Source organism: Microbacterium sp. H6, from assembly GCF_003314775.1.
In the GTDB taxonomy this organism is placed as follows: Bacteria; Actinomycetota; Actinomycetes; order Actinomycetales; family Microbacteriaceae; genus Microbacterium; species Microbacterium oxydans.
Window position 1 is genome coordinate 1 of sequence record NZ_QOAY01000067.1, and the last position, 2,099, is coordinate 2,099.

Genomic DNA, 2,099 nt, shown 5'->3' on the forward strand with positions numbered 1-2,099 from the left:
CAGGCGTCAACGACCCCGCCGCCCTCGTCCTCGTCGACGCCACCCGCACCGCGGGCGACCCCACCGCAGGTCGCCCCACCGCAGAGCGCAGGCTCGGGCTCATCGCCTCAGCCGACTCCGCCACCGCCGCGGCAGAGCCCGCCGCCTGCGCCGAAACCGACCGGGAAGGAGTGAGCTGCCGTGGCTGCCTCGAAGAACGAGACCGTGAGCGAGCTGGTGCCGGTGAAGTTCTCCCGGCTGGCGCGCCGTGGAGTGCTGCTGGGTCTCTCGCTGTCCCAGCTGATCACCCTCGCCATCGGCGTCCTCGCCATCGTCGGGGCCCTCTACGCCGGCGGCGGTCAGCTACTGGCATACACCGCGCCGGTCTGGGTGCTCTCGGCGGTGCTGACGTGGGTGCCGATCGCGGGCCGTCCGGTCGTGGAGTGGCTCCCGGTCGGCTGCTGGTGGCTGTGGCGCACGACCATCGGCCAGCTGATCTACCGGCGCCGGGTCGTCAAGCCGCGTCCGGCGGGAACCCTCGCCCTGCCCGGCGACATGGCACGGTTGCGGGAGTACGAGGACCCCGAGACCGGGGCCGGGATGATCCACGACCCCCACGCGGGCACGCTGACCGCGGTGTGCGAGGTGACGCATCCCGCGTTCGTGCTCCTCGACCCCGGCGAACAGGAACGCCGGGTGTCCTCCTGGGGGCGTGTGCTCGCGACGGTGTGCCGTTCCGGTCGCGTGGCGACGCTGCAGGTGCTGGAGCGCACCCTGCCGGACTCCGGGACGGGACTCGCCGAGTGGTGGGCCTCGCACGGTGCCGACGATGGTTCGTGGGCGTCCACGACCTATCGGGAGCTGATCGACCGGGCGGGGCCTGCCGGGGAACGGCACGCCAGTACGATCTCCCTCGCCCTGGACATGGGGGCAGCGGCCCGGCAGATCCGCACCGCCGGCGGCGGGATGCGGGGCGCGGCGGCGGTGCTGCGGCAGGAGATGGCGACGCTCACCGCAGCGCTACGGGCCGCAGACCTTACCCCGTCGGGGTGGCTGGGCACGGGGCAGATCGCGGTGATTCTGCGTTCAGCCTACGACCCGGCGATCGCGGCCACGTTGGAGCGGCACGGGCAGCTTGGGCAGGACCTCGCCACTGCCGGGCCGGTGGCGGTGAACGAGTCCTGGTCGCGGCTGCGCACCGACTCCGCGCACCACGCGGTGCTGTGGGTGTCGGAGTGGCCGCGGTCGATGGTGTATCCCGGGTTCCTCTCGCCGGTGCTGCTGTCCACCGGCATCCAACGCGCGTTCTCCCTGCTGTGCACGCCGTTGCGGTCGGATCAGGCCGCCCGTGACATCCGCAAGAAGAAGGTCGAGCACATCTCCGACATGGCCCAGCGGCAACGGATAGGGCAGATCGAGGACGCCGCCCAGACCGCCGAGTACCAGGACGTGCTCCAGCAGGAAGCCGACCTCACCGCCGGGCACGGCGTGCTGCGCTACACGGGCCTCATCGCCGTGTCCGCGCCTACCGTCGATGAGCTCGATGCCGCTGTCGCCGCGATCGAGCAGGCGGCGATCCAAGCGTCCTGCGAGACCCGCCTGCTGGTCGGGCAGCAGGCGGCGGCGTTCACCGCCGCAGCGCTCCCACTGTGCCGCCGCATCTGACCCGGGGAGCCCGAGCGCACCTGAGAGACAGCCCCGCGGTGGCGGGGCTGTCTCTCATCCGCGCCCGAGGAGGCCCTCTGATGCCGACGTTCGATGATCCGCTGACCGATTCAGCCGAAGCGTCTGCCGCGCTGCGCGGCCTGGCGCACGCCACCCGCACCTTCACGAACCCGGCCGACACTTATCGGGTTCTCGGCGACGTGCTCGGCGGAATCCGCTCTCTCCGCCAGGTGGTGGATCAGGTCGCGAGGGCGCACCTCATCCATCGGGCTCGGGCGCACGACGATGACGGTAGTCAGACGGTCGGCGCGTCCGCAGCGCTCGCTGCGGCCGATGATCTGCTGCAGTCCGCGACCGCACTGGATGGTGTGGAGCAGCGCCTGGATGCCGCGCTGGGCCACTCCGGGCGCATCGCCTGGCACCCCGGGGGCCCTGCGGGCGGCTTGGCCGTGAGC

General features: G+C 72.2%; 1 protein-coding gene and 1 pseudogene. Both read left to right on the top strand.

The window, feature by feature from the left end; all coding sequences use genetic code 11:
- The first annotated feature begins 180 nt into the window (after positions 1-180).
- Positions 181-1,644, top strand: a complete 1,464-nt coding sequence (locus DSP71_RS04720) for a PrgI family protein (protein WP_036286702.1) — start codon at positions 181-183, stop codon at positions 1,642-1,644.
- Between the two features lie 80 nt (positions 1,645-1,724).
- Positions 1,725-2,099 (top strand): annotated as a pseudogene (locus DSP71_RS04725) (hypothetical protein); the annotation flags it as partial.